The following is a 25,829-nucleotide window of genomic DNA, read 5'->3' as shown; positions in this document are numbered from 1 at the left end:
AAAGCCGCCCGAAGGCGGCTATGTGTATCAACGGATTAATCATCCGCGGATTCGTATTTCCGGGCGGAGAAGTATTTGTCGTCCTCTTCCGGGAACTCCATCGTCGGAACATTTGCGGCCATGGCTGCTGTACGGGCCGCATCCTTTTCCAGATCACGCACTATGATCCGGTTCATCAACGCTTCGTCGACCGGGATCACCGGCTCCGCTTGCTCCTCTTCGATCGTTCCTGATTTCATCTGTTCCCGGATAGCTTTCCGGGCTTCAATTCCATCTTTCAGCGCTCTCACGCCTTCTTCCGTCTTCCGCGCGCATTTCTCCCCCAGCGCTCCAATTCCTGTCATCACAGCATCAAACCGTTCCGCGGCTTTCTCTAACCGTGCTTCACGCGCTTCCCAGCGGGCTTCCTGCATCGCTTCCTTGAATTCCCGTCTGTCTTCCCGGAACTCCCGGATTTCTTTCATCACAAGTTTCGCAGTTTTCTTTATACTCTTTCCGCTTTTCCTGGTTTTCCCGTACAACGTGACATCCCGGAGGGAGAGCCAAACAATCAGTCTCATGACCAGAAACAATACAACCATCAAAATCGGTCCGAGCATTCGTTCTCCCTCCTTTCAAACAGGAATGCTTTACGGTATGGAAGCAGTATAACACCTCAGGTGCTGTCAAAAAAGGATTCTGTTCGTAAAATATCCAGCTATATTTTTCCAACAGAGAAAACATACCGGTGGCCCCGCCGGCTGTTCAAATTTCTGAGCGCAATCCGGAGCAGTGTCATAGCCTGTAACATTGCTCATCTGTCGTTCACCTCCTGCATTTGTACAGGCGATTTAAAACCACATTCATCGCATTTTATCTTTTCTTTTTTCAAAAAAGCCGCCCGAAGGCGACTATGATGTACGGCTCGATTCTTCCGTCAGCCGAAGATCCCCATGGAAAGATCCACCAGGCCGTGCAGCAGAGCGCAGCCGAAGATATTCCCGTACCGGCGATACAGCCAGGTGCAGACCAGATGCCAGACAAACTGCATGGGAGCGTTCGCAATAAAGGTAGGCCAGTATTCCGCAATCCCCATGCCCCGCCTGGCCATCTGGAAGGGCATATGCATCAGCACAAACAGGATGCCGCCCGCAAGGATCGTCAGCCATTCCTTCTTCAGGGCAGGAAACAGCCGGGGCTGGATAAACCCGCGGAAGGCAATCTCCTCGCACAGGCCGATGATAATGAAATACTGGTACACATTGTACAGGATCTCACCCGCCGGCAGCAGCGCCGCGCCGGAAATAATCCCGGGAATAACGGTCCAGGCTGCCAGGAATACCAGTCCGATCGCCGATCCCATGAGCAGGGACGGTTTCAGGTTGCGCAAGGTAATGCCCACATGGGACAGGTGTTTCACACACAGCAGCACCGGTATCAGGGCAAGAATCAGGTTGCCGGCCTCGATCAGGTAACGTCCTGTCCGGGCCTGCTCCCGGCCCATCCAGAAATATGCCGCCATAAACAGCGCATAGTAAATCAGCGCCGCTGCCATATCTTTCAGGGTATAGTGCTCCATCTGTTCGCGGTATACCGGATCAATTGCCAGAAAACTCTTCTTCATATTCCTGTCTCCCAATCCTGTCTTTTTCGTCTCTCCGAGATCAGCATCAGGAGGCATTATATCACAAACAGCGCCGGCAGACTCATTATTTACACCATTGTTACATCACCTTGGATACTTTAGCGCATCCGGAACGTTATCATTTATGTGATGCAGACTATCGACCCGTGAACAGGAGAATGAATATGAAAAAATCTTTGGGACTGCTGCTGGTTCTTTTACTGGCTTGTATGTTTTCCTTCGCCGCATGCGCGGGAGAAGGCGATGTAAAGATTGACGAGGAGCATTTCCCCGATCCCGTTTTCCGTAAGGAAGTAGAACAATACGATCTGGATCATGACGGAATGCTCAGCCCGGAAGAAGCGGATAATGCCATAAAGATCCGTGTGAACGGAGAAGGAGTCCTTTCCCTTGAGGGGATTGAATACCTGTCAGGACTGGAAGATCTTTTTTGCAACGACAACGACCTGACAAAACTGGATATAAGCCGGAATACGGCGCTGAAAACCCTGAACTGCTCCAATACCGATCTGACCGAACTGGATGTAAGCCAGAACTCAGGTTTAGTATTTCTTTACTGCGACTCCAATCATCTGGCGGCACTGGATGTAAGCGGAAACCCTAAACTGCAAATGCTGTCATGCTCTGATAACCCGATTAAGGGACTCGATATCAGCAATCTTTCCCAGTTGGTATTTCTGGTGGTTACTGATTGTGAACTGACCAAACTGGACCTCAGCAACAATCCCGATCTGGTGGGACTTTACTGCAGAGGAAACCAGTTAACAAAACTGGATCTGAGCAACAACCCGTTTATGAAGAGTTTGCCTTGTGACGGAAACAAACTGACCGCGCTTGACATCAGCAACTGCCCCTATCTGCTCGCTTTGGTGGAAACGGTCGACCCCAGCGAGGATACGGACAGATTGATTTGGGAAATCAACAGAGATCCATCTGAATCTTATTTATATGACGCTTGTCTTGTCACAAACAAAAACGTAATACTGTTTACAGGAAAAAATGCAGACCCGGGTGTACCGATTGATGCACAGCACTTTCCGGAAGAAGCTTTTCGGGAAAAAGTAAAGAAGTATGATCTGAATGACAATGGATTCCTCAGTTCGAATGAAGCAAAAACAGCCATCTCTATCAATGTATCAGAAAAGAACATCTCTTCCCTGGCCGGAATTGAATATCTGACCGGGCTGAGACAACTGTATTGTGATCAAAACAATCTGACAGAACTGGATTTGAGAAACAATACAAAGCTGACGTTGGTTTTCTGTAATTTTAACAATCTAACCTCTCTGAACATAAGCAGAAACCCCAAAATTGAAATACTTGTTTGCAATGTAAATCAACTTTCAGAGCTGGATATCAGTCATTGCCCTTTCCTGCTTGATTTAGTGCAGAACTACAAGTCCGAAATAACAGACCATGATTTGTTTTTGCAGAACGTTGAAAACATTCGCGACACCCATTATTTTCCCAGCACCCTGCTTATTGATAAAAACGTGCAGCTTTACACAGGCATAGAATCTGTACAATAAAAAAGAGCCTCCGGTTAGCCGAAGGCTTTTCCCATGTCTGTTCAATGGTTCATTGCATCATCCCAGGGCTCCTCGTGAGAACAATCTCTTATTTCTTCCGTCCTATTCCCGCCAGACCAAGAACGGCAAAAATAATCAGGGCAATGGAACCCACCAGCAGGAAATAATAACCCATACTGTTCTGGATTAACGATCTTGCCAGCGCGTCTATTTCTTTTCCCAGATTCGTCGTAATGCTGTTGTTCTCAATGAAGAACATTGCTAAAGACGCCATACCCAGAAACACAACCGGCAGATATTTCCCTAAAACGGAGAAAATGAAAGCAGCGCCGGCGATGATTAGAATATAAATCCAGTCGTTACTGTCTTTCAGGCTTTTGGATACCGTTATTCCCAGCCCGGAAACAGAAAAATAAGGGAGGAAAGCGCTGACGCCAATTACCAGGCATGCAATAATGCAAAGGATCTTTATTTTCATCTGAATCATCTCCTCAATGCTTCAATATATAATAAACAATACCATCAAAATATCATCCACACAACAAAAAAAGGCTGCCGCCCTAAGGCAGCAGCCAGACATATATCAATTCAATTGTTCACAGCATCATATCCGCAATCTCAGTCGGCGCAGCAGGCATCGCTGACGCTTCAACCCGCTGCTTGCTTCGATTGACTCGTTCACTTCATTTCGGCTTCGCCGACAGCCCACAGGGCTGACATTCAGCTCGCTCTCCGCACCCTCAATCGGCGCGACTGTCTCCCAGACAGATCGCTTGTTTCGGGTGAGACGACGACCGATGAGATTTCAGCCACTGGCTGTCATCGGTTGTCGTCCCACGGATCTTCATACCCCATGGCCCGGTCGCTGTCTTCCAGTCCAGCGGTAGTGGGATCCACGATCACGCCGATCAGTCCCAGGAAGGTCAGCACCTGGTTCAGCAGCTGCACCACCAGGTTCTGGGTCACCGCCGGGAACACGTCAAACAGCGCCAGCAGGCTGTAGACGAAGCCCACCACCAGGCTGAAGAAGCTTCCCAGCCACACCTTGTTCTTAAAGCGCACTTTCCAATTGATTTTCATAGACATTCCTCCTTACAGATGTTTGATTTCCTTCAGTTCGTCCTGCAGGTTTTTGACGGTTTCCTCCAGGCGGAACATCCGCTCCACCACGCTGTTGTGCTTATCCACTTTCTCCTCCAGCTTCTCCAGCCGGTAGGACACCAGCGCCGTCTGCTTCCGGTTGCTCACATAGACGCCCAGGAACGCGAACCCCGCCGTGATCAGTGCAACAACTATTGTTTCAAGATTCATGATTCATCACCACCTCTCCCCTCTGTCAGCGCCGCCCAGGTCTTCGGGCCGACAATCCCGTCCACTTTCAGTCCACGATCCTGCTGGAATGCCTTCACCGCCGCCAGGGTGTCTTTTCCAAAGTCCCCGTCAATCCCATATGTACCGACACTGTATCCTGCCTGTTCCAGCAAAGTCTGGCACTCCCTGACCGAGGCTCCTCTTGAACCTTTCCGGATCGTTTTGCGTTCTCGCACGCCATTTAATTCTGAATTATGAATTCTGAATTCTGAATTGTATTCAACGCCGGTGAGTTCCCCCCAGTGCGTCCACTTCCCGGCGCTGACCTTCGTCGTAGTCACGCCCTTGATCGTACCCATGGCTTCAATCACAATCCCGTCGCCCACATACAAGCCCACATGGCTGTAGCTGCTGCCGTTCCAGACGAAAACCGCAGTGCCGGGCTTCAGGGTTCCCTGATCCGTCCGCTTGCCCTTGTTCAGTTCTCCCTTGTTGACACAGTACTTCCGGTACATGGTGTCGGAGCCGTGGTACATCGTGCCGCCCAGCTTCTTAAAAGCCCACGAAAAAAGGCCGCTGCAGTCAGCGACCGTGTGCCCGATCCATTTGCTCCCGTACTTCCGTCCCTGGGCACGGCTGGAATCCGTTGTCTTTTCCAGTTCCTTCTGTTTTGCCTCCGTCCAGGCTTCCCCGGCCGTGCCCCAGATGTAGCCCCAGTGCTCGTCCAGCGCCTGCCGGAATTTCCCGATCAATGCTTCCGGTGTAATCATTCAATTCCCCCTTAAAAATAATTCATAATTCACAATTCATAATTCATAATTTTGTTTTCATGCCTGTACTATGATGATGTTCCTGTCACCTTCCTGAACGTGTAGTGAAAAAGAGATCTGCCGCTCATTGATCCTGATTTCTGAATTCATTTTGCCTTCGAGGCAAAAAAGCAATGTCTATTTTTCTCTTTTAGCCCTGTTTCCCGATTCCCGGTTGTCATATGCTGTATGCAGTAAAAAAGCGGCTTTCGCCGCACTTGGAGGAAGATATCATGAAGAAACAGCTGTTTATCGTAAGCTTCTGCTACCGTGGTTTGCTTGGCGGCGAGATCATCGCGGATGATCAGGCCATCACCTACAAGACCGGCAAACTGACAATCCCTTCCGAATACCGGAACCTGGAAATGAAGTATACAGATATCGCCTACGTCTATCGCGACAAAGCCACGATCCTTCCGGCGATTTCCGTTCATATGAAAGACGGCAGCAACTACAAGTTTGTCTTTTTCTTCGGCCGGAAAAAATTCTATGAGCTGATGAAAAGCAATGGAATCGCGGTTAATGCTTAACCAGGTAGGAGGTAGGAAGTAGGAGTTAGGAAGTAATTAGAGTATTAATTCTGAATTCTTAATTGTTGAGGAGGCATCCGTGCTTCAGCCAGATCTGTCAGCGCTTTAGCGCTGGTAACACCGAGCCATTCACGGCTAATGCCTATCCGCAAGCTCAATGGTCGTGACTCCCCACTGGGGAGCTCACTCCCTTTCGCTTGACCTCAGCTCTGACAAAATATCTGCCACTGGCAGTTGTCAGAGCTTCGCCCATGCTACAGCCGTCCATTTGCTGCAAGCTATTAGCGAAGCAGCAATGGATTACGGCGATCGCAAAATTATCTTGATTCCCGCCGGTACCGGGTATACCCTTTCTGTCATCATTGCACCTGATATGGAAACCGTTCCGTCCCCGTTGTCTGTCTGCGTACTGCCCGGCAGGGCAATGCCCAGCACCTCGGGGACGGTTCTGTTTGTCCCGTCCCAGGTCCACAGCGCCAGCTTCGCCAGCAGGTACTGCCGGAAGGTTTCATCCGGCACATCCGTTCCAATATCGGAACGGTTCAGCCCAATAGCTGCCGCGATCTGATCCAGCTGCATTCCCTCCGCCCGGGCAAAAGAAAACCCCGCCTGCATTTGCGCAGTCAGGGCCGCCAGGTCTGAGACCTGCCGGAGTACTGCCTCCGCAAGCGCCATAAAGCGGGGCCGGTCCCGGGAGGCGCCCGGAAAAAGTGAAAGCCATTCCATCATTTCCCCCCTTTACACAAAATGAATCGTAATGCCCGTACCCGACGTCGCGGAGATTTTCTCATTCCACGCGCAGGGAACCAGGTCCCGGATCACACCGGAAATCCCCGGTATTGTCACCTGGACATCCGTGACCACAAAGGTTTTTGCGATGGCCGGATCCGCGGCGTAGGCAGCTCCGTACAGTTGCGGCACGTTCAGCGGAACCGCCAGGCTGAGGCTGTCCAGGTACTCCGTTACCGCGGGAATCACCGCGTTCTGGATTGTCTCCTGGTTTCCGCCTTCCACCACCCGGATATACAGATGGAGATAGATTTTCTTTTCCGTAGACCTTGTGAACGCAATTGTATGTTCCCGTCCATCCGCATCCACCGCGATGCCGGAATTGCCGCCCCAGGTTCCGATTCCCGGTGCCTTCTTGTCATAGATAGCCTGGGCTATCGCGTTTGCCACGCCGGCCCGGGTGACCACGGCGATGCTGTGGGCCGGAATGCCGATGCTGTCAGTGCTGTCCGTTTCGTTGATATATACCACCGCGTCCCGGACTCCCCTGGCGGCTTTCACCGCCGCAAGCAGGGCGTCCGCGGAACCTGAACTCCGGCCTGCCAGGGAATGCCGGATACGGGCACGGACAGAAGCATCCGTCTCCCCGGCCTCCCGGGTAATCCCGTACTGGGGCAGCAGCAAATCCAGCGCCTGGCCTGTGGCATAGGCCGGATTCCGGCTGTTATAGGCCTGCAGCACCAGGGCGGATACGTCATCCAGCGCCTTGGCGAAAACGGAAAGCAGCTGGTAATCCGGCACAGAAGCGGAGAGTTCCGATTCAATACCGAAGATACTCCTGTATGCCCCCGTCAGTTCCTCCAGCCGTTCCTCATAGGTTGGAAGGTGGAAGCCGGAAGCATCGATATACGGTGCGAAATATGACATGCAAGTCACTCCTCCGGATGCATAATGCACAATGCATAATTAATTCCTTATACCCATACAAAAAGTTTTTGCTAAAATGAAACCTGTTTTCCGGCTTCTCCGTCTAACGGATGGAATCAAACCCGGACAGATGATCTTCAGGAGGAACCAAAGTGACCAACCAAGCCTTTACCGAGGCCGTTATCCGGATGACGCCCACGCTCTACCGGATCGCCCGCGGCCAGCTGCTGATCGAAGCGGATCAGCAGGATGCCGTACAGGAGGCCATCCGCCGCAGCTGGGAAAAGCGAAACAGTCTGAAGAATGAGCGCTATCTGCAGACCTGGGTCATTCGTATTCTCCTGAACGTGTGCCACGATATCCAGCGGCATGGAAAAAGGGAGTTCCCGATAGAAGAACTCCCCGAACGGCAGCTGGAGGCACCGGATTATATCGACCTGCGGGACGCCCTGTTCCGGCTGAAGGAAAAGGAACGCGTCCCCGTCATCCTGCATTATGTTGAAGGATATGACGTGAAGCATGTCGCTGAGATCCTGAAGATTCCTGTCAGTTCTGTCAAAACCCGGCTCATGCGTGCCCGGGCCCATCTGCGGGACATTCTGAACGAGGAGGCACTGGAAGACAATGAAACGAAATGAAGATTTCAGAAAAGCATTGGGACAGCCGGATGAGTACTTCCGGCAGTCCGTCATTGATACACTTGACCAACTGAACAGACAGGCAGAAAAGGAAAGCCGCCCGCAAAGGAGATACACCACCCGGATTATTGCCTCCTTCGCGGCGGTGGTGCTGCTCGTCGCCGGCGTTATCCTGAACCGGCAGTATTTCCCGGGCACCTCCCCGGACGGGCATGTTGATACCATCAACCCCACACCAACTGTTGCAACCCAGGTTGCAGAATCGTCTTACATTGTGGATACAGCTTATGCCACCATGGTGTTCAAAGATGCTGTGAGAGACGGCGACAACATCCGTTTTACGCTGGAAATTCAGCCTAAGCAGGAAAAAAACCTGATCCTTTCCGCGAATCATCTTCTCACATCCGCCTGTAAATACACTGCGGACTTTTACGGAATTCAGCCGAAAGACCCGGAGCAGTCCATGTACAGCTGGGTTGTGGATCATGGATATCAGGAAGCCCTGGCTGTCAGCCTGAATTCTCCGTGGGACGGAACAGAGGGACCTTTCTACGGCTCCTACCAGGAGGAAAAATGCCAGCTCCGGGACGACGGCTCCGCGGTGATGACCCTTGTCGGTCCTGCTGCTGACGATAATGTATATGAACTGGAATGGCATATAGTTCCCTGGAATATGGAAGACAAGGGCAATTCGTTCCATCCTGATCTTCACAACCACGGAACCATCCGACTTGTAGTTGAGGAAACGCAGATTTTCGCTGTCGCCATCACACCTTCCACCATGCCCGATTTAGAATCAGGCGACGGATATAATAACGCCTCGCAGAAGAACGATTCTTCCGTTATGGAATCGGACCTGGCCACCGTGACCTTCCTGGATGCGGTGATACAGAATTACGAAATCCATCTGTCCTTTGATGTCCGTCCGAAGCATGAGAAATGCTTTGTTGTGGATTTACAGCATCAATTGATCAGCCCCTGCAAATATGTTTCGGACTTCTACGGAATACAGGCGGATGATCCGGAACAAACCCTTTCACAATGGTTGAAAGAGCATTGTTATGAGGAGATGATGCATGTTTCGATTGCTCCTCCGAACAACGGAGAATACGGTTCCTTCCGCACTGAAAGCTACCAGCAGATGGATGACGGTTCAGTCCGGATGACCATTGTCGGCCCGGCACTTTCCGACAGCCTGGTCTATGACATAGAATGGGATGCCACAGACTATCAAACAGGCCACACACACTATCAGTCTGAAAGCCAGATCATGCATCTCGATCTTTCCGAAACCGGCGTCACCACCCTGCCTTCTGCAGAAACTCCTTCTGTGCAGACTGAACTGGCCGATCTGACAATCCAAAAGGCTGTCTATGGCGGCCACAGCGTTTATGTGAATGTGGAAGTCGCACCCAAACACGAAGACTGCCTTATCCTGAATTCAAGCATCGATCCTTATGCGGATTCCCCGGAAAGAATCGGAAAAACATCGGATTATGAAGGCCAGTCCATCATGAAGTGGGCTGCTGAGCATGGCCAGAAAGTCATACGACTCCGGATCTCTACCGCATTTGACAAGGAAACTCCCATGGAGCCCAATGTGATCTACACTGTCCCCGCTCCCGCTTTTTCTGCCAATATAGAAGAACATGTGGAATACAGGGACGACGGCACAAGCGTCATCAGGGCCATCGGCACTGCCGTTCCGAATCTGCAGGTATACAGGTTACAGTTCATTATGCATGAGATGGATATGTCAAAAGCATACAGTTTCACATCAGATGCTAACGGCAATTTCACGATGATCGAAGATTCACAGACCATAGCAACCCTTGCCTTCACCGTCTCTGAACTGGATGAGGAACCACAGATCCTTGCCGAATACAAATCCCAGCCTGATCCGGATCAGGCAGAGCCGGAACCTGAAATCACCGTCACCCTCCTGCGCACTTCCTTTTATGACTGCTATGACGTCAGGCTTCCCAATGAAGTTCAGGCCCTGTCCACTGACATCTACGGCAAAGAGCACAATTTTTTCCCGTTTCTGAAAAAAACTGACTCCATACACGTTTTCGGTGAACAGGGAGCTATTTCTGCCAACCAGGCCGTTACAAAAGAAGACGGCGCCTACATCTATCGCTGTACCTGGATCTTCCCCGACGAACTGCCGGATGCGCTGATAGTGGATAACGGAGTTTTCCGGCGGGAGGTCGTCAGGGTAAAGTAATCACTGATCTGCTATTCATACTGAATCCTCGCGGTTCCGTTCTCTGTCACGATCTCGCAGGAGTAACGGAACCGCCTGCCCTCAACAGAAACCTTTACCTCCCGGACGTCCAGCACGCCGGGAGTTTTCCGTATGTACCCGGAAATGTAATTGGCCAGTACCTGCTGATCCGCTTCCGTCAGCCTGGATTCCTTCAGCATTTCCAGGATGCCATTTCCCCATTCCGGGTTTTCCCACCATTCTCCCGTCAGCAGCTTCAGCCGGTTCCGGACAAGCTCCGCCTCCGCCCGGGCGCCCGTCAGCAGGTCGAAAGCAGAAAGCACCGGCAGGATGTCACCGGCTTCATCCACAGGTCGGAAAATCATATGAACCCCCCTCTTTGAATTCAGAATTAAGAATTCAGAATTCAGAATTAATACTCTGATTACTTCCTAACTTCTATCTGCAGCCTCAATCGTCGCTCCTTACCTCCTACTTCCTACCTGTTTTAAATCCTACGAAGGCAAACGCGTCCGACAGGGAATGCTGCCTGCCGGATAACGGAACCTCCGCCCTGCCGGACTCAAACCAGGCGTCAATGTCGCAGTCGGCAATAACCAGCAGGCAGGCATCCCCCGGATTTACCTCAAATGGCACGGGCATAAAGACCGGCACGTCCTGAAGCAGCGGCATTTCGCAGGGTTCTCCGTTTTTCCGTTTCCGTTTCAGTGCCGGGCGGACGGAAGCCGTTCCGCTTTCCGGATCAAAGGTTTCCACCGTCCCCGGCAGGGCGCAGTGAAGGGAGGAGAGAATCTCTGTCTTCAGCGCCTGGATGCCGGAAGGAAACCCCTCCGTTTCAGTCGAATTATTCATTCTGTCACCTCGATAAAAGAAATGTGTAAGGAGAAACCTTCTTTGAAACTGCTGATTGCTTCGGATATCCATGGTTCCGTCCTGTACTGCGGAGAACTGCTGAAAGCTTATGACCGGGAAAAAGCGGACCGGATGCTCCTGCTGGGAGACGTCCTTTATCACGGTCCCCGCAACGACCTGCCCGACGGCTATGCGCCGAAGGAAGTCATTCCCGCCCTGAACGCACGGAAAAACGATATCCTCTGCATCCGGGGAAACTGCGACACGGAAGTGGACCAGATGGTACTGGATTTCCCCCTGATGGCGGATTATGCCCTGCTGTGCATTGACGGTCTCCGGATTTATGCCACCCACGGCCATGTTTTCAACCCGGATCATATGCCGCCGCTCCAGCCCGGCGATATCCTGCTCTACGGCCATACCCATATCCCCGCCTGGGATCAACGGGACGACGTCCTGTGCCTGAATCCCGGCTCCGTCTCCATTCCCAAAGCCGGCTCCGAAAGAAGCTACATGGTGCTGGAAAACGGAGTGTTCAGCTGGAAGAAACTCAATGGAGAAGAATACCACACTCTCTAATTCACAATTCATAATTCATAATTCACAATTAATTGTTTTCTTTACGTAATGGTGTTCCTATGAGTTGAAGATTTACGTCTCCGGAGGAGATTCCTCCACGCGCTTCGCTTGGTCGGAATGACAACGTGAACGTTGTGTAGAAGTGGTAAGCACATTGGTTGAAAGTAACTAAAACGTTTGCCGCATGGCAAACATATCATGTTCGACGCAGTCGAACCTATCATATTCGCATTAAGCGAATATATCATGTTGCGAAGCAACATATCATTCTTTTGCGAAGCAAAAGACATTTCTCTCCTACCTCCTCCCTCCTACCTCCTACCTCATTTCAATAATCAGCGTGCTCTCCCACTTCCCGTTCATCGTATTTGCATCTACCCGTTTCTCTGTGACGAGTCCCTCCGCGGACCCGTTTTTCCATTTTACGGAGACTTTTTCCCCTACCGGCCAGCCGGTCACGGTAGTTCGCAGGATCATCTGCCCGTCGGTGAAGGAAGGCACGTCGATCAGGTCCCTTTCGGAAAGATACAGGCTTACCGGCAGTCCCTCCCGGGGAATGACCCGCAGTCCTGCGGGGCTGAGACAGGCCCGGGCATCTGCCGCGGAAAGTGCTTCATTCACACATTCCGCCGCCCGGCCATAAAAAGCCTGTCCGCGGCTGCGGACAGGATCCTTTCCGGGAAAAGACAGCAGCGGGATTCCCGTTCCGGAGGCAGCCAGGATTCTCCGCAAGGTTTCGGACATGGAAACGCCGGCCTCCACAGACAGGGAGACCGGTGCTTCCCACAGGGCAAGGCCCGGGGAAAAGGCCACTTCCGTGAGCGCTCCCTCCGGCACATTCTGCCGGAGCACTGCTGAGATCCTGCCGTATGCCAGCAGGGAGTTATCCCGCAGGACAGTCAGTTCTTTCGCGGCATACAGCTGCCCGGCACCGGAATCCGGCAGGTTCAGGATCCGCAGGGTATAGGGCAGCGGCAGCAGCCCCAGGGCTTCCCTGCCTGTCAGGTGCGCATAACAAAAACCGGTCACCTGTTCCCCGTCCGCGAGGACGGTCAGTGACCGGAAAAGATTCTTTTCCATATCTCTTATATATTCACATACTCCGAAACGTCCATACCGATCCGGCTCATGGCGTCCCTCAGGCCCGTGAGGATTTCCTCCCGGCTGAATCCCGCCTTGGCAAGGAAGTCGTCATCCTTGCTGTTCACGTGCTCATAGAACATGAGGATCAGCGGCCCCAGCGCGTCCTTGGGCATACCGGACGTCTCGATGATTTCAAACAGCCGGTTTTCCGCCGCGTTGATTTCTCCTTTATCCACCAGTTCCAGCAAGTAATCATTATTGCCCTTGAATTCATCTCCATAGGCAATGATCAGATCCTGGGCGTCCAGCTTTTTCCCGAAAAGGATCACGGCCAGCATCTGGATAATGCCGTAGATCATGCGCATGATGTAGTCTTTCTCGTAGATATACATGGCCGAAATCTCCGTTTCGTGGTTTTTGTTCATTGTACCCTATCCCTGTCCGCAGGGCAAATAGAAACTATCACATTCGACGTCAGTCGAATATTTCACATCGCGAAGCGATATTTCACATTGAGTCGCCTGCGACTCAATATTTCACATTTGCCACAGGCAAATATTTCATTTTCAATTTACCTCCTACTTCCTACCTGATCTGGTCACTCCAGATCAACTCCAATTCCCTCAAACTCTCCCACGCCGTCTCCTCTCCCGCTCTCAGACAAATCAGCGAACCCACCCCTTTTCCTTCCCGCAGATGCCGGAAAGGCAGGAGCAGGTCGTTCACTTCTCCCCGGGAGCAGATCAGCGGAATCATGTTCACCAGCATCTCTCCCGTTGCGTGATCCCGCAGTGAAAAGAACCACTGATCCGGCGCCGGCAGGTACCGGATCTCCACCTGTGCCTGCATAGGTTCTCCGTCCAGGGTAACGTTCAGGGTCATCACCTGGCGGGGAGAGGAGGTGATAGGAAGGAGATAAATGTTTAATTCACAATTCATAATTCATAATTCATAATTATTCATTCACGTTGATACCGGCTCTCTGCAGCATCTGTAGAAAAGCGGATTCTGTGACTCTTTTCACCGTGCCGGTAAAACCAGTATTCTCACGGGTTGAGGAATTGTCGTTGGTCTTCACAGCGTTCTCCCCGTCCGACGGTACATATTGGGTAAAAGTCAGGCTTCCGCTCCAGCCGCACTGGTTCTCCTCATCCTGGGTGGCTGTGATCTCCGTCAGCAGCATATCCGTGTAGCTTCCCATGGAGGTGACCACACCGCACAGCATGCGTTTCCTCTTCAGCCCTGCCATGGCCGCCAGCATACGGGCCGCCCATCCGGGCGAATGCTCCGCGTCCGTTTCAATCACAGTAAGCGTCACCCGGTCCGGCTGGTTCCTGGCCCCGTTGATCACATCCGTGCCCTGAGCGGCAGTGCTGCTCAGGTTCAGCGACAGGCTGTGCTCAATGGCTGTTACGCCGGTAAAATGCCAGGCACAGGGGGCGCCGTTCACCCGGGCGGTCACGTAGGCGGCGGACGCGGCATTCATATTCTTTCCTCCTTTCGGGCATAAAAAACAGCCTGCCGTCGGCAGGCCGGAATGGGTCGATCAATGATTATCTGACAAACTGGAAGATGCAGAAGGCCGCATAAACACACAGCAGGATGATGCCCTGGGGCCGGGTCAGCTTCTGGCGTTTCAGTGCGGGGAGGGTCATAAACAGCATGACGAAGAACATCACCGGGATATCCACAGCCAGGGAGACCGGAATCCCGAAGAGGCTCTTGGCGGTAGGCACCGCGAAGGGGCAAAGTGCCGTGCTCAGGCCGGACACCAGCACCAGGTTGAACAGGTTCGCGCCCACGATGTTGCCCAGGCTCAGGGCGCTGTGTCCCTTGCGCAGGGCGGTAATGGCCGTCACCAGTTCCGGCAGGCTCGTGCCCAGCGCCACAAAGGTCAGGGCGATCACGGATTCCGGCACACCCAGCCATTCGGCGATCAGGGTTCCATTGTCCACCAGCAGCCTGGCGCCAATGGCAATCGCCGCCGCGCCGACCACCAGCATCAGCATCGTTTTCCAGAGGGGATTGTCCTCGGTATTTTCCGACTGATCCTCCACGCCGAAGCCGTGCCGTTTTCCGGACCAGATGGTGTAGGCGATATAGGCGGCAAACAGCAGCAGCAGGGCGATGCCGGACAGCCGGGTGAAATACCGGTCAATGTAGGCATTCAGCGCGTAGAAGACCGCCGCGGCGAAGAAGAAAATCACCGGCGTACGGAAGGTTCTCGCTTCCACCTTACAGGGCCGCACCGCGAAGGTGATGGCCGAGATCAGCGCCGTGTTGCAGATCACGCTGCCGATGGCATTGCCGTAGGCAATTTCACTGTGGCCGCTGAGGGCGCCGGTTGCGGAAACCAGCACCTCCGGCAAGGTAGTTCCGATGGATACCACCGTCGCTCCGATCACGAGCTCCGGCACATGAAAACGGCGGGCCAGATCCGTGGAACCGTCCACAAACCAGTCTCCGCCCTTAATCAGCAGAATCAATCCGAGTATGAATAACAGAACCGGCACGAGCATGCTTATCTCCTCCTGACCGGTTGATTATACCACACTAACTTCATATCGCGACCCTTGCTTTGAGAAAATAGTCCCGGCTATTCCGCCGAAAACCGCAAAATAGATTTTGCCTCAGCTGAAAGCAGACTCCAGCGTCCGCTGCAGGTACCGTTCCGTCATGCTGTACAGGGACTGGCCGACCTGTTCCGGATCCGTGCCGGAGGCGTGCACCTGGATGCTCACCGGCGCGGAAACATTCTGATGGGTCTGGTAAATGGTCGTCCCAACCTCTCCCGCCGCAAGGCTTCCGGAGAGAATTGTTCCCGCCCGCTCCCGGCTTTCCGCAGGCATTAATTTCATATCCTGAATTCCCGATCCAGAGTTTGTTATGCTTTCCCTCGCTGCCGGAGACAGTTCTGAAAGCAGCTGGCGCAGCAGGGGCAATGCCTTCTCTTCCTTCTTCACGGGAATAATGTATTCCGCGTCCCCGTCCTCCGCCACCTGCACGTCCGTCGGAGAAGAAAACCTGCCGCCGGTGGACATCTTCAGGGTTGTTCCGGTGCTTTTGCTTTTCTCCCCGCCCAGATCCGCCCGGAACCTGATATCCACCGGCTCGGCAAAAATGCTGCGGACGCTGCTCATGGCGGACCGCGCGGCGGAAGTGATTCCGGAGGTATTCACTTTCAGCGATAGAGGCTGTTTCACCAGCGCGGTAAAAGCCTCATAATCGCTGAAAGCCTTTGACAGATCCAGTCCCACCGCCAGCCCGCCGAAGCCGCTCATGCCTTCCGTGGTGATGCCGTATCCGTTGGAAAAGTTGGGCAGGATCCCCAGGTCCTCCGCGAAGGAGCGAATTGCCTCCGAAGCTGCGTTGAAGGCCGCCGCCAGGGAATCCGCCAGTTCCCGGTTTTCAGTCAGGATCGCCTGGAGCCGGGATACCCCGGCCTCATCAATGTCCACCGCAAAGGAAGCCAGGAACTCCTGATCCGCCATACCATCATCTCCCTGAAAAAAAATATCAATTCATGGAACTTTCCGGAATTCCCGGCGTCTGAATAAGTGCAGCGGGAAAAACGCTGCAGGAAAGGAAGTAACGAAAATGAAAAAACTGATTGCCCTCATCCTGATGCTTCTGATGATGATCTCCGCCGCCTCCGCTGAAGGTCCCCTGGAAGGCGGCTGGGCGCCCTCCGCGGATCCCGCTGTTACCGAAGAGCTTAAAACCCTCTTTGACAAAGGAACGGAAACCCTGACCGGCGCCAGCTATATCCCGGTGGCCTACCTGGGCAGCCAGGTGGTTGCCGGAATCAATCACGCCTTCCTGTGCCAGGCCGTTACGGCTTATCCGGGTTCCCTGGAAAAAGCCCCGGCCTATGCCATGGTTTACCTGTATGAAGACCTGGACGGCAATGTGTCCATCCTGAGTATCGCGGACTTCGATATCGGTTCCCTCTGCACCTATTAATCCATTCCCCTCCATCCTCCTTCCATCCCCGGGCCGCTTATGGCCCGGGGATCTTTCTGTCCCGCACTGGACACGGACGGTTCGGGAATGCTATCATTACCTCTGTTCACACAGCACTTCAACCGGCATATGCGGAGGAACAACAGCAGATGAAACTGATCAGGCCTGCCATGGAATATGACCTGCAGATCCAGGCTTTCCGGAAGGAATATATGGCATATGGCGGTTCCATGGACGGAAGCTCCGGTCTGCGGAAGTTTGAAAACACCCGGGACTGGCTGGATCAGCTGAATCCCCGGGAGACGCTTTACCTGTACCTCCGGGAAGAGGACAATAAGGTCGTAGGGATCATCAAAATCCGTCATCAGCCGGAAGAATACGCGGGGCACATCGGCTACTGCGTGCTCCCCAGCGAGCGACGGAAAGGATATGCCGGTCAGATGCTGACCCTGGTCCTGCCGGAATGCAGGGAGCTGGGCATCCATGACGTGCTGGTTTACTGCCTTGCAGGCAACGAGGCCAGCCGGAGAACCATCCTGCACTGCGGCGGCGTTTATGAAGCAACTGTTTCTGAACCCCGCAGCGGGAAGCAGCTTGAACAATACAGGATCCATCCGGACTGATCAGGACAGGGAGGAATACAGCCATGAAAACCATTTATACGGTTCAGCATACACAATCCATCCATCACACCAACGGCATGGTCGGCTCCTGGACAGACTGGGAACTGACAGACCTGGGCAAGCAGCAGGCGGATCAGATCAGTCTCAAGCTGCAGAAAGAACTGGAAGGAAAAGACGTGGTTCTTTATTCTTCCGACCTGATGCGCGCAAAGCAGACCGCCGGGTTTATCGCCGACCGCCTGCAGGTCACGCCGGTTTACCGGACGGAGCTGCGGGAGCGCAATCTCGGCAAATGCTGCGGCAAATCCGTGCAGTGGCTTCGGGAAAACATCGAATGCCCGGAAAAGACGATCGACGACCGGCTTTTCTCGGACGCGGAAAGCCGCCGGGACGAATGGAACCGGCTGAAGCCCTTCTTTGACAGCGTAATGGCGGAAGAAGCAGAACACATCATCATTGTGTCCCACGGAGATCTGCTCAGCGTTTTCAATGCCATGTTCCTCGGCCTGGAAGCGGAATCCCTGAACGCTGTGGATCTGTTCGGCTTTGCCGGCGGGGTTTCCCAGATGATTGTCAAAGACGACGGAAAGCGGACGATCCGGCGTCTCAGCGATATGTCCTACGTCGGATAAACAATACAGGATCCGGCTTTTCTGAGAAAAATAAAAATCATACTGCCATCCTTTTTTCTGCTGCGTACAAATTCATGACAGGCCGATGAAGCCTGCCTGATCTGAAAGCAGCTACCGCCTGTTGAAGGCGCTGAAAGGAAGGATATTTTATGAAAAAGATTCTCAGCATCGTCATGATCCTGGTTACCGTGTTTGCCCTGATGGTCCCCGCCTTCGCCTCCGCCGAAGAATACAGCGGCGTGGATATGTGGGTGAACTGCGATAACGGAAAGAAGCTGAACGTCCGTGAAACGACCAATACCAGCTGCCGGATCATCACCCGCCTGGAATGCGGCACCAAGGTACAGGTTGACTACTTCACCGGAGACGGCTGGGCCGCCATCAGCGACTATCACTTCTCCGGTTATGTGCAGGCCAAGTTCCTGGTCAGCGAAAAGCCCGGCAAATACGGAATCACCGAGCGGGATGATAACTTTGTGAATGTGAAGAATCCCTACCTGGTCAGCGCCGTGCGCCGGAGCGCGAAATCCGACAGCAGCGTCGGCCTTCGCGAGAAGCCCAACAAGACCGCCAAGGCCATCCGCCGCCTGACCGCCGGCGACCAGCTGCAGGTGATTGCCCGCGGCACCGTCTGGAGCAAGGTTGTGGACCTGCAGACCGGCAAAACCGGCTATGTGGCCAACGACTATATCCGGAAGATCTGAGACAGGAGGACAAGGATATGAACAGCAATCGTCGTGAACTGACCATGGAAGAACTGGAGCAGGTAAACGGTGCCGGCTTCTGGGATCTCCTGAAGGAAATCGGTGAAATGATCCTGGACGGCATGACCGGCGCGGACAACTGACGCCCCGACGCCATATCATTCAATGCTTCCACCCGCGCAGCATCCGCCGTGCGGGTTTTCATTTGGAAAAATAACCGGGGATATTTCTCCCATTTGAATCTGTTTTTCCCGCTCCCGCTGCCTTATCCTATGCACGTACCAAATGATTGGTACACCTGATAAGACTTGAAACGGAGGAACATTAAAATGCTGCGCCTGCTTGGAATTCTGACCCTTGGAAATCTGATCTTCGGTGGCAATCGCCGCCGCAATGACAGTCTCCTTGGAGGTCTTTTACTCCTGGCTGCGCTGATTTTTGGCGGCTGGGTTGCCCTTGCCGTGATTGGCGGTGTATTCAGCCTGATTGCCACGGTCATCGGCGGAATCTTCTCCGGACTGGCTTCCATTGCTTCCGGGATCTTCTCCGGCCATGGCCTTGTGATCGGCATCATCATCAGTGTCGCCCTGTATTACTACGTCCGTCGCCAGAACAACGATACTGCCGAGGAGGAGTAAAGCATGCTCATACTGATTGGCATTCTGGTCTTCAGCGCTTTCCTGTACCGGAAGAGCCTGCGGCTTGAAGGAGCCGCCGAAACAAACCAGGATCTGTCTGTCCGCGCCTATGTGGACGGCAAACGGGTAACCTCCTATGTAAAAGATCACGTTTCCTGAACGGTCAATTTCCCCGGGCGGCTTGTGCCGCCCTTTTTTGATTGTCCCTGCGGATTCGGATCAGCTCCGTGATGTCCAGCAAGTCATCCAGGGTATAGGTGCCGTCCCAGAGCTCGTGCTGCCGCCAGTACCCCTCCGCCACGGGCAGGAACAGAAATTCATCGATGTTCGGGCAGGTCAGGGGGATGTATCCGCAGTCCCGGTTTTCTCCCTCAACCCGCCTTCGCCGAAAAAACCGGAAAGGCTCCAGGCGATGCCCTCCATCAGCAGCTTCATGCAGGCGGGGGTATCATGCTCCAGCTCCGGATATCCCCATTCCGGCCCGGTCATCACCGGCTGCGGCCCGGCGGGCAGCAGCACGGCGGTATGATTCAGCACCGCCGTCATCACGGAGCGGAGCTCCTCCTCCGACAGGGAAGCAATCAGATCCAACAAAGTCGGATGCGCATTCTTCTCTTCCAACCGCATCAGCAGCCGGAGCAGCATGATCCCGGAAAAAGCGTCGAGTTTTGTCAGACGGAAACCAGTCTGGTTTCCGTCAATGTTTATCCGGATATCCTTATTGACTGTTCGCATACCAAACACTCCATAATTATGCATTATGCATTGTTGAGCAGCTGTCCAAATCTTTGATTTGGGAAACGGCTGCCATGCTACAGCTGTCCATTTCCGCAAGCCAAAGGCGTGGCGGAAATGGATAACAGCGATCGCAAAATTATGAATTGTCTTACTGTTCCGTTATCGTCGTTGCCAGCAGCGTATAACTCACATTCGTCGCGGTCCGGTCATACGTTCGGTCCGGAGCCTTTTGCAATGAAACGCCGGTGCAGATTGTTCTGTAACCGGAGACGCTGTCCGTGATGGTCAGCGTCCCCAGGGCAATCCGGTTCGGGCTGTTTGTATTCCTTGCCCACCGGGCCCAGCGTCGGAGGAAATCATCCCCCATGGAATTCTGCGGCACCTCAATGGTGATGGTACCGTTGGTCGTCTTCAGCCGGTTCACCACCACGTACCCGTCCGCTGTGGAGGTATGGGAGCTCAGGTCGCCCGCCGCGGCGATCGTGATCTTCCCGATCCCGCACAGATGCAGGTTGGCAGTGCCCACGTCCGGATGATAGAGAACGGACTTCACGTCCGGAAGAGAATACACATTGTATGCCATATGAAACAACTCCTTTCCGGCGTCCTTTCAGCGGATGCCAGGCTGTGATATAATCGTTCTGTTTTCAATCCCATCATCATCCGGAGGAAATCAAAATGCTGCCCACTGCGGAAGAAGCCATGCAGGAACTGAGGAACGCGGAAGAAATGAATCCCGGTCCCTGGGTAAAGCACTCCATCAATACCGGCATTGCCGCCCGGAAGATTGCCGAAAAGATCCCGTCCATGGATCCTGAAAAAGCCTATATTGTCGGCCTGCTGCATGATATCGGCAGGCGGGTCGGCGTTGTGGATATCCCGACCCACATCTATGAAGGGTATAAGTACTGTATGGAAAAGGGCTGGGATGAAGCTGCCCGGATCTGCATGACCCATTCCTATCTCCGCATGCAGGAAGAGTTCGATTATGAACCGGAAAGCGATACGGAAAAAGCCATCAAAGCATACATCATGAACTGCGAGGCGGATGACTACGACCGGCTGATCCAGCTCTGCGATTCCCTGGCCGTTGATTACGGCTTTGTCATCCTGGAAAAGCGGTTCGTGGACGTGACCCGGCGGTACGGCATCATGGAAGGCTATATCAAAGGCTGGAATACCGCCTTTGCCATCAAGGAAGCCTTTGAAAAGGAAATGGGCTGTTCCATCTACGACGTCCTGCCGGACATTGCCCAGACGTCGCTGCTGACGCCGAAGCCCTGGAAGCCAAAGGCAATTCACAATTCATAATTCATAATTCACAATTATGAATGCATATTCGGCTTTATCGGAAATGTTCAGGCGCATATATCTGTAAATCACAGCAAGAGCGGTGTTTTTCCGCTTGCATAACAATAACAATTATGAATTGTGAATTATGAATTATGAATTAATGTATAATCCGCTTACTATACTTGTACATTTACAGTAATAACAATAGACTCTATACTTCCCGCCGGTGTCAGGGCAACCTGCACCGGCATTGCTTTATGTGCCGCCCGGTCAGCGTCCGGCTGGTCGTCATAGCTGTCCGCCCAGAGCATGAAGCCGTTCTCTATGATCTCCCCGCTCCGAACCGGGCCGATATCCGCGCCGCGCCAGGCGGAGGAAGCCAGGATTCCCCGCTCGGTATAGCCCATGAGGATAGACGAAAACCGGTTGATAAACTGCGCCGTGGAATCATCCGTCTGGGGCAGTTTGTCCGGGTTCTCCGCCAGCAGGGTCACCGCCGCGTTCTGCAGGTCCGCCCCAATCTTGTCGATATACAGCACCTCGTCATACCGCTGCCCGTTGGCCATCGTGCCGTTCTCCAGCAGGAAATGGGTATAGCCCCGGGCCACATAGACGTTCCCATTCTTCGCCTTGACGCTGTCCACCTGCGTCTGCGTCAGGTCTGCGGGCTGGATCCCGTTGATCGTCTTGTAGCACAGGGCAAAAGCAGAACCGGTGTGGGACAGCTCCAGCCCCATGGCGGTTCCCATCACGGCGGCGCAGTCGGAAAGCGTCCCGCAGCAGAAGGGCAGCGTCCGTTTGAACTGGTTCCGGTACAGCAAATCCAGCGTTCCTCCGGCCTCCGCGGAGAAGGACGTCACCGGCGCAAAGAGCACCGCCGGATGCTCCAGTGCCTCCACATGCTGTGCCAGGCTGACCAGCTCCTCATTATTCAAGTTGGAAGCCGGCATCACGCCGTAGAAATCCGCCGTCCGCTCCAGTACCGCGTCCAGCGCTTCTCCCGGGGTCTGGGAAACCGGATAGCAGGAAACCAGCAGCCTCCCGGGTGCCGGAGACGCGGCAAAATACTTGAGTACCGCTTTGTATGCCTCGGAATCCGCCGTAAAGCCCAGCTCAGTCAGCCCTGCCGCCGCGGCCGGGCCGGAGGGATAGGCCATCAGCCGCCGATCCTCCGTAAAGGAGGCGTCCGGCACCAGCAGCAGGCCGGTATCAAAAGCGGAAGGCGAAGAAGAAGCCCGTATGGTATTCACAACCACACGGGCTATGGACGTTACAGGTAACATCGTTGTTCCTCCAATTCATTTCACTAATTCAGAATTATGAATTCAGAATTCAGAATTTTATGTTTATAAGCAGTGTTCCGTGCACAGCATAATTCATCATATGGAAAAATATAAAAAAGTATTGACTCTTACGTTACGTCATAGTTTATAGTACCCTTGTCAGGCGAAAGGAGGAAACCGCTATGATGACGGTTCATGAGGTGAGCAAGCTTGCCGGGGTGAGTATACGCACCCTGCAGTACTACGACAAGATCGGGCTTTTGCATCCGACGGGATACACCGATGCGGGTTACAGGCTGTATGACGATGCGGACCTGGAACGCCTTCAGCACATCTTATTGTTCCGTGAACTGGAGTTTCCCCTGAAAGACATCAGGGACATCCTGAACAGCCCTGATTTCGACAGAAGCCGGGCGCTGGAGCAGCAGATCGAACTGCTGAAGCTGAAGAAGGAACACATCGAGAACCTGATGAACTTTGCGCTTGGGATCAAAATGATGGGAGTGAAGCATATGGACTTCAAAGCTTTCGACAGAAGCAAACTGGACGAGTATTCCAGGCAGGCAAAAGAGCTTTACGGCAATACGCCGGAGTATAAGGAACTTGAGGAAAAGCAGAAGAACCGGACCAAAGAAGAGGATAACCTGCTGGCTGACCGGTTCATGCTCCTCTTCAAGGAAGCCGGGGAGATGAAGGATAAAGATCCCGCTTCCCCCGAAGCCCAGGATCTGGTAAAGCGGATACAGGACTACATCACGGAAAACTTGTATACCTGTACCAATAAGATCCTGCGGGGACTGGGAAAAATGTATTCCGGCGGCGGTGATTTTACGAAGAACATTGACGCGTACGGCGGCGAAGGCACAGCCGTGTTCGTGGACAACGCCATCCAGATCTACTGTGACAAAGCCGAATAAATTCCTGCAAGGGAGCCAGGAAACCGGCTCTCTTTAATTCATAATTCATAATTCAAAATTCATAATTATCGGTGAACAAGCACCGCTGGCGGAAACATGATTGAGTTGCGTTCCGGAGCTTGTATTGCGTATTGAACACGCAGGGAGATCGTCAGGTCTGCCCGTTTGCGCCAGAGGGAACCTTCCTCCTCATACAGGATGGCCGGCTGGGGCGGATCGGGAACCGGATAAATCCCGGCCTCCCGCAGGATCCGCCGGGGAAAGCCGGAACCGTCCAGGTACAGCATGGAGCGGATCCGGAGCGCGTATTCCTCCGCGTCCGGACCGTAGCAGACGATGATCAGCTGGTATTTCAGCGTCGTGCACACCGTGACGCTGTTCCTGCCCGCTCCCGCAGGCTCCGGATTATACGCGGTGGAAACCGGATCGGAAGCCGGGTCCTGCAGCAGCGTCCAGTAGATCACATTCCTGTTCCGGGGCGGCCTGGGAGCGTTTTCCGGCTCGGCATAAGCCTCATGAATGAGGGCTGCAGCCTCCCTTGAGTCCCTTCCCAGTCCTAAACAGGCGCAAAAAGCGTCGAAAATGGCGGTATGATGCGGTTTTTTTGAAAAAAACATGCAGGAAATCCTTCCATTTGTATGGATTTAAATGCACAAGTGTGATATAATGTCACAAAAGAAAGGGCATAAGCCCGGAAAGGAAAATAAGATTATGAACAAAACTGAACTCGTAGAAGTCGTATCCAAGAATGCTGCTATCTCCAAGGCAGAAGCTCAGAAGGTCGTTACCGCCACGCTGGACGCTATCGTTGCCGGTGTTGTTTCCGATGGCAAAGTGATCCTGCCCGGCTTTGGTACCTTTGAAACCCGTCAGCGTTCCGCCCGCAATGGCCGGAACCCCCGCACCGGCGAGGTCATCAAGATCAAGGCCACCAAGGCCCCCGCTTTCAAACCCGGCAAGGGAATGAAGGACGCCGTTGCCAAGAAAAAGAAGTAATTCAATCATCTCATAAACAGCCGGGAGTGATCATCACTCCCGGTTTTCTTTGTCTTCCGGCATCCGTACTGCCCAGGCCTGCACATAGCCGAAGCCCTGCCAGTCCCGGATCTTCACCACCCGCCAGGCCTGCCCGCTCCAGTGAATCCGGTCCGGCGCATCAAAGGACGCTCCGTCCTCCCCCGGAGTGCCTGTGCTCAGGATATAATCTGTATAAATCACAATAAAGGTCTCCTGCTGCTCCTCCGCCGGCAGCAGTTTCAGCATTTCCGGCGTTCCGGGATGAATGCAGCCCGTTGCCTGTATCGTCCGGCTGCAGGCGGTTGTCCCCTCCCGGCTCCGGGTATAGGTAATCCGCTCTACGGTAAAGGCTGTACAGCCCAGTTCCGGATCAAAAATGGCAGAAGTAATGTCCATAACCCCTCCTTCACAGATTTCATTCCCTTTTTGATCGTAATGTGTTACCATGCACCTACGGATACAAAGTTATCGAATAACAGGGAGGTCAATCCATATGAGAATCCACAGCCGACTCACCGGCTTCCTGCTTCTCCTGCTGGCCCTCATCCTCTGCTCTTCCGCTTCCGCGGGAACATGCATTACCGCCATGGCCACGTCGGTGGATCCGGACAACCTGGCCTGTACCGCCGTGAACGCCAGGATCCTCGGATATAATCCGGATAGCAATTCGCTTACCCTGGAGCTGATCATACCCGAAGTGTTTTCCGCCGAGGAAGTTGAAAACCTGAAAGTCGGCGACGCCATCTACTCCCAGGGAAAAGAAATCCCGGTGAAGTCCATTGAGGATGACGTACTGAGTATCAGTATCAACGGTGGGAGTTACGAATACGAAGAGGGCACACTCTGGCTGGTTCAGGATTCCACTGACGACAGGAACTACCGGCCGATGTATTACAATGATTATTTCTGGACGTCGCTGGCAGAGCTTCAGGTGCCTGTGCCGGATTCCCTCCTGTTCCTGGATGATATTGATACACTGGGAGGCCCGCTCCCGCTTCCCGCCGTTTATACCGCGAAAGAGTTCCTGCGGATCCTGCGGGAAGAAGCAGAATACGACGGCGTCGGTTTCACAACAAACAATGTGTATGTGGTCTTCGACGGCCAAGGAGCACTGGCTTCCATTGAGCGGTATTACGTGCCCTGGCAGTAAGCGGTTCTCCCGGCATGCTGTTTTTCATCATCG

General features: G+C 53.4%; 37 protein-coding genes. 15 read left to right on the top strand and 22 right to left on the bottom strand.

What is annotated here, in order from left to right; genetic code table 11:
- Positions 1 to 35: 35 nt before the first annotated feature.
- Both JRC49_10525 and JRC49_10520 read right to left on the bottom strand, forming a co-directional pair.
- A complete protein-coding gene (locus tag JRC49_10525) occupies positions 36 to 560 on the bottom strand; it encodes a hypothetical protein (GenBank protein ID QTE70234.1) in 525 nt (174 codons plus the stop codon).
- A 356-nt stretch (positions 561 to 916) separates the two neighbouring features.
- Positions 917 to 1,603 carry a CPBP family intramembrane metalloprotease gene (locus JRC49_10520; GenBank protein ID QTE70233.1) on the bottom strand — a complete coding sequence of 229 codons (687 nt, stop codon included), beginning with the start codon at positions 1,601 to 1,603 and terminating at the stop codon, positions 917 to 919.
- Positions 1,604 to 1,788: 185 nt separating this feature from the next.
- On the opposite strand from JRC49_10520, the gene JRC49_10515 reads away from it, so the two are divergent.
- Positions 1,789 to 3,153, top strand: coding sequence for a hypothetical protein (locus JRC49_10515; protein QTE70232.1), 1,365 nt, complete (start codon positions 1,789 to 1,791; stop codon positions 3,151 to 3,153).
- Positions 3,154 to 3,241: 88 nt separating this feature from the next.
- Here the strand turns inward: JRC49_10515 and JRC49_10510 are convergent, their stop codons facing one another.
- From JRC49_10510 to JRC49_10495, 4 genes are all read right to left on the bottom strand, one after another.
- A complete protein-coding gene (locus JRC49_10510) occupies positions 3,242 to 3,631 on the bottom strand; it encodes a hypothetical protein (protein QTE70231.1) in 390 nt (129 codons plus the stop codon).
- A 341-nt stretch (positions 3,632 to 3,972) separates the two neighbouring features.
- Positions 3,973 to 4,233, bottom strand: a complete 261-nt coding sequence (locus JRC49_10505; GenBank protein ID QTE70230.1) for a phage holin — start codon at positions 4,231 to 4,233, stop codon at positions 3,973 to 3,975.
- A gap of 12 nt (positions 4,234 to 4,245) precedes the next feature.
- Positions 4,246 to 4,464 carry a hypothetical protein gene (locus JRC49_10500; GenBank protein ID QTE70229.1) on the bottom strand — a complete coding sequence of 73 codons (219 nt, stop codon included), beginning with the start codon at positions 4,462 to 4,464 and terminating at the stop codon, positions 4,246 to 4,248.
- Positions 4,461 to 4,823 carry a peptidoglycan-binding protein gene (locus JRC49_10495; protein QTE72864.1) on the bottom strand — a complete coding sequence of 121 codons (363 nt, stop codon included), beginning with the start codon at positions 4,821 to 4,823 and terminating at the stop codon, positions 4,461 to 4,463. Before JRC49_10495 ends, JRC49_10500 begins: the two co-directional genes overlap by 4 nt.
- Positions 4,824 to 5,506: 683 nt before the next feature.
- Here JRC49_10495 and JRC49_10490 point away from each other — a divergent pair.
- Positions 5,507 to 5,803 (top strand): hypothetical protein, encoded by a 297-nt coding sequence (locus tag JRC49_10490; protein ID QTE70228.1) that lies wholly within the window; start codon positions 5,507 to 5,509, stop codon positions 5,801 to 5,803.
- 300 nt (positions 5,804 to 6,103) lie between these two features.
- Here JRC49_10490 and JRC49_10485 read toward each other — a convergent pair whose 3' ends face one another.
- A complete protein-coding gene (locus JRC49_10485; protein QTE70227.1) occupies positions 6,104 to 6,529 on the bottom strand; it encodes a DUF2612 domain-containing protein in 426 nt (141 codons plus the stop codon).
- Positions 6,530 to 6,541: 12 nt separating this feature from the next.
- Positions 6,542 to 7,459, bottom strand: a complete 918-nt coding sequence (locus tag JRC49_10480; protein QTE70226.1) for a hypothetical protein — start codon at positions 7,457 to 7,459, stop codon at positions 6,542 to 6,544.
- A gap of 152 nt (positions 7,460 to 7,611) precedes the next feature.
- Between JRC49_10480 and JRC49_10475 the strand changes: the two genes are divergently transcribed.
- Entirely contained in the window at positions 7,612 to 8,097 is a 486-nt protein-coding gene (locus tag JRC49_10475; protein QTE70225.1) for a sigma-70 family RNA polymerase sigma factor, read from the top strand.
- The gene (locus JRC49_10470) at positions 8,084 to 10,324 is read left to right on the top strand and encodes a hypothetical protein (protein ID QTE70224.1); all 2,241 of its coding nucleotides are present in this window, start codon (positions 8,084 to 8,086) and stop codon (positions 10,322 to 10,324) included. Before JRC49_10475 ends, JRC49_10470 begins: the two co-directional genes overlap by 14 nt.
- A gap of 11 nt (positions 10,325 to 10,335) precedes the next feature.
- On the opposite strand, the gene JRC49_10465 is transcribed toward JRC49_10470, so the two are convergent.
- Together JRC49_10465 and JRC49_10460 are read right to left on the bottom strand one after the other, a co-directional pair.
- Positions 10,336 to 10,689 (bottom strand): hypothetical protein, encoded by a 354-nt coding sequence (locus JRC49_10465; protein QTE70223.1) that lies wholly within the window; start codon positions 10,687 to 10,689, stop codon positions 10,336 to 10,338.
- A gap of 106 nt (positions 10,690 to 10,795) precedes the next feature.
- Positions 10,796 to 11,176 carry a hypothetical protein gene (locus JRC49_10460; protein QTE70222.1) on the bottom strand — a complete coding sequence of 127 codons (381 nt, stop codon included), beginning with the start codon at positions 11,174 to 11,176 and terminating at the stop codon, positions 10,796 to 10,798.
- Between the two features lie 42 nt (positions 11,177 to 11,218).
- Here JRC49_10460 and yfcE point away from each other — a divergent pair, with 42 nt between their 5' ends.
- A complete protein-coding gene (gene yfcE, locus JRC49_10455; protein QTE70221.1) occupies positions 11,219 to 11,755 on the top strand; it encodes a phosphodiesterase in 537 nt (178 codons plus the stop codon).
- A 318-nt stretch (positions 11,756 to 12,073) separates the two neighbouring features.
- Here the strand turns inward: yfcE and JRC49_10450 are convergent, their stop codons facing one another.
- The 6 genes from JRC49_10450 to JRC49_10425 form a co-directional block, all read right to left on the bottom strand.
- Positions 12,074 to 12,835 carry a hypothetical protein gene (locus JRC49_10450; GenBank protein ID QTE70220.1) on the bottom strand — a complete coding sequence of 254 codons (762 nt, stop codon included), beginning with the start codon at positions 12,833 to 12,835 and terminating at the stop codon, positions 12,074 to 12,076.
- A gap of 5 nt (positions 12,836 to 12,840) precedes the next feature.
- Positions 12,841 to 13,230, bottom strand: a complete 390-nt coding sequence (locus tag JRC49_10445) for a hypothetical protein (protein QTE70219.1) — start codon at positions 13,228 to 13,230, stop codon at positions 12,841 to 12,843.
- Positions 13,231 to 13,423: 193 nt separating this feature from the next.
- The gene (locus JRC49_10440; GenBank protein QTE70218.1) at positions 13,424 to 13,777 is read right to left on the bottom strand and encodes a hypothetical protein; all 354 of its coding nucleotides are present in this window, start codon (positions 13,775 to 13,777) and stop codon (positions 13,424 to 13,426) included.
- 16 nt (positions 13,778 to 13,793) lie between these two features.
- Positions 13,794 to 14,324, bottom strand: a complete 531-nt coding sequence (locus JRC49_10435) for a hypothetical protein (protein ID QTE70217.1) — start codon at positions 14,322 to 14,324, stop codon at positions 13,794 to 13,796.
- Between the two features lie 67 nt (positions 14,325 to 14,391).
- Positions 14,392 to 15,357 (bottom strand): calcium/sodium antiporter, encoded by a 966-nt coding sequence (locus tag JRC49_10430; protein ID QTE70216.1) that lies wholly within the window; start codon positions 15,355 to 15,357, stop codon positions 14,392 to 14,394.
- Positions 15,358 to 15,468: 111 nt separating this feature from the next.
- Entirely contained in the window at positions 15,469 to 16,329 is an 861-nt protein-coding gene (locus JRC49_10425; protein QTE70215.1) for a hypothetical protein, read from the bottom strand.
- Between the two features lie 106 nt (positions 16,330 to 16,435).
- On the opposite strand from JRC49_10425, the gene JRC49_10420 reads away from it, so the two are divergent.
- The 6 genes from JRC49_10420 (at position 16,436) to JRC49_10395 (ending at position 19,557) form a co-directional block, all read left to right on the top strand.
- Positions 16,436 to 16,801, top strand: coding sequence for a hypothetical protein (locus JRC49_10420; protein QTE70214.1), 366 nt, complete (start codon positions 16,436 to 16,438; stop codon positions 16,799 to 16,801).
- A gap of 149 nt (positions 16,802 to 16,950) precedes the next feature.
- On the top strand, positions 16,951 to 17,424 hold the full coding sequence (locus tag JRC49_10415; GenBank protein ID QTE70213.1) for a GNAT family N-acetyltransferase: 474 nt from the start codon (positions 16,951 to 16,953) through the stop codon (positions 17,422 to 17,424).
- A 23-nt stretch (positions 17,425 to 17,447) separates the two neighbouring features.
- A complete protein-coding gene (locus JRC49_10410; GenBank protein QTE70212.1) occupies positions 17,448 to 18,056 on the top strand; it encodes a histidine phosphatase family protein in 609 nt (202 codons plus the stop codon).
- 149 nt (positions 18,057 to 18,205) lie between these two features.
- Positions 18,206 to 18,760 (top strand): SH3 domain-containing protein, encoded by a 555-nt coding sequence (locus JRC49_10405; protein QTE70211.1) that lies wholly within the window; start codon positions 18,206 to 18,208, stop codon positions 18,758 to 18,760.
- A gap of 329 nt (positions 18,761 to 19,089) precedes the next feature.
- Positions 19,090 to 19,398, top strand: coding sequence for a hypothetical protein (locus tag JRC49_10400; protein ID QTE70210.1), 309 nt, complete (start codon positions 19,090 to 19,092; stop codon positions 19,396 to 19,398).
- Positions 19,399 to 19,401: 3 nt separating this feature from the next.
- A complete protein-coding gene (locus JRC49_10395) occupies positions 19,402 to 19,557 on the top strand; it encodes a hypothetical protein (protein QTE70209.1) in 156 nt (51 codons plus the stop codon).
- A gap of 4 nt (positions 19,558 to 19,561) precedes the next feature.
- On the opposite strand, the gene JRC49_10390 is transcribed toward JRC49_10395, so the two are convergent.
- The 3 genes from JRC49_10390 to JRC49_10380 form a co-directional block, all read right to left on the bottom strand.
- The gene (locus JRC49_10390; protein QTE70208.1) at positions 19,562 to 19,699 is read right to left on the bottom strand and encodes a hypothetical protein; all 138 of its coding nucleotides are present in this window, start codon (positions 19,697 to 19,699) and stop codon (positions 19,562 to 19,564) included.
- Between the two features lie 35 nt (positions 19,700 to 19,734).
- The gene (locus JRC49_10385; protein ID QTE70207.1) at positions 19,735 to 20,133 is read right to left on the bottom strand and encodes a hypothetical protein; all 399 of its coding nucleotides are present in this window, start codon (positions 20,131 to 20,133) and stop codon (positions 19,735 to 19,737) included.
- A 151-nt stretch (positions 20,134 to 20,284) separates the two neighbouring features.
- Entirely contained in the window at positions 20,285 to 20,719 is a 435-nt protein-coding gene (locus JRC49_10380; GenBank protein QTE70206.1) for a DUF3277 family protein, read from the bottom strand.
- A 95-nt stretch (positions 20,720 to 20,814) separates the two neighbouring features.
- Here JRC49_10380 and JRC49_10375 point away from each other — a divergent pair, with 95 nt between their 5' ends.
- The gene (locus JRC49_10375) at positions 20,815 to 21,447 is read left to right on the top strand and encodes an HDOD domain-containing protein (GenBank protein QTE70205.1); all 633 of its coding nucleotides are present in this window, start codon (positions 20,815 to 20,817) and stop codon (positions 21,445 to 21,447) included.
- A 158-nt stretch (positions 21,448 to 21,605) separates the two neighbouring features.
- On the opposite strand, the gene JRC49_10370 is transcribed toward JRC49_10375, so the two are convergent.
- Positions 21,606 to 22,712: a DUF3383 family protein gene (locus JRC49_10370; GenBank protein QTE70204.1), complete on the bottom strand. Its 1,107-nt coding sequence runs from the start codon at positions 22,710 to 22,712 to the stop codon at positions 21,606 to 21,608.
- A 182-nt stretch (positions 22,713 to 22,894) separates the two neighbouring features.
- Here JRC49_10370 and JRC49_10365 point away from each other — a divergent pair, with 182 nt between their 5' ends.
- Positions 22,895 to 23,629 (top strand): MerR family transcriptional regulator, encoded by a 735-nt coding sequence (locus JRC49_10365; GenBank protein QTE70203.1) that lies wholly within the window; start codon positions 22,895 to 22,897, stop codon positions 23,627 to 23,629.
- Positions 23,630 to 23,694: 65 nt separating this feature from the next.
- Here the strand turns inward: JRC49_10365 and JRC49_10360 are convergent, their stop codons facing one another.
- On the bottom strand, positions 23,695 to 24,093 hold the full coding sequence (locus JRC49_10360; GenBank protein QTE70202.1) for a hypothetical protein: 399 nt from the start codon (positions 24,091 to 24,093) through the stop codon (positions 23,695 to 23,697).
- Positions 24,094 to 24,340: 247 nt separating this feature from the next.
- On the opposite strand from JRC49_10360, the gene JRC49_10355 reads away from it, so the two are divergent.
- On the top strand, positions 24,341 to 24,625 hold the full coding sequence (locus JRC49_10355; GenBank protein QTE70201.1) for an HU family DNA-binding protein: 285 nt from the start codon (positions 24,341 to 24,343) through the stop codon (positions 24,623 to 24,625).
- 33 nt (positions 24,626 to 24,658) lie between these two features.
- Here the strand turns inward: JRC49_10355 and JRC49_10350 are convergent, their stop codons facing one another.
- Positions 24,659 to 25,042 carry a hypothetical protein gene (locus JRC49_10350; GenBank protein ID QTE70200.1) on the bottom strand — a complete coding sequence of 128 codons (384 nt, stop codon included), beginning with the start codon at positions 25,040 to 25,042 and terminating at the stop codon, positions 24,659 to 24,661.
- Positions 25,043 to 25,139: 97 nt separating this feature from the next.
- Here JRC49_10350 and JRC49_10345 point away from each other — a divergent pair, with 97 nt between their 5' ends.
- Positions 25,140 to 25,796 (top strand): hypothetical protein, encoded by a 657-nt coding sequence (locus JRC49_10345; protein QTE70199.1) that lies wholly within the window; start codon positions 25,140 to 25,142, stop codon positions 25,794 to 25,796.
- The last annotated feature ends 33 nt before the right edge of the window (positions 25,797 to 25,829 follow it).

Source organism: Clostridiales bacterium FE2011 (assembly GCA_017569305.1).
In the GTDB taxonomy this organism is placed as follows: Bacteria; Bacillota; Clostridia; order Christensenellales; family Aristaeellaceae; genus Aristaeella.
Note: the sequence above shows the minus strand (reverse complement) of the source record. Positions and strands in the feature narration are given on the sequence as shown.